This is a genomic window from Duganella alba, assembly GCF_009674495.1.
In the GTDB taxonomy this organism is placed as follows: domain Bacteria; phylum Pseudomonadota; class Gammaproteobacteria; order Burkholderiales; family Burkholderiaceae_D; genus Rugamonas; species Rugamonas alba.
In genome coordinates this window covers 1-271 of sequence record NZ_WKJN01000108.1, presented here as the reverse complement: position 1 = coordinate 271, position 271 = coordinate 1, and the positions used below count along the sequence as shown (strand labels likewise).

Annotated in this window: 1 rRNA gene; it reads right to left on the bottom strand. The window is 53.5% G+C overall.

Annotated elements, in window-relative coordinates:
* A 16S ribosomal RNA gene (locus GJ695_RS29480) occupies positions 1-271 on the bottom strand; the annotation flags it as partial.

Sequence of the window (271 nt, the reverse complement as noted above, 5' to 3'; positions counted from 1 at the left end):
AGACTTACAAAACCGCCTGCGCACGCTTTACGCCCAGTAATTCCGATTAACGCTTGCACCCTACGTATTACCGCGGCTGCTGGCACGTAGTTAGCCGGTGCTTATTCTTCAGGTACCGTCATGAGCCACAGATATTAGCCACAGCCTTTTCTTCCCTGACAAAAGAGCTTTACAACCCGAAGGCCTTCTTCACTCACGCGGCATTGCTGGATCAGGGTTGCCCCCATTGTCCAAAATTCCCCACTGCTGCCTCCCGTAGGAGTCTGGACCG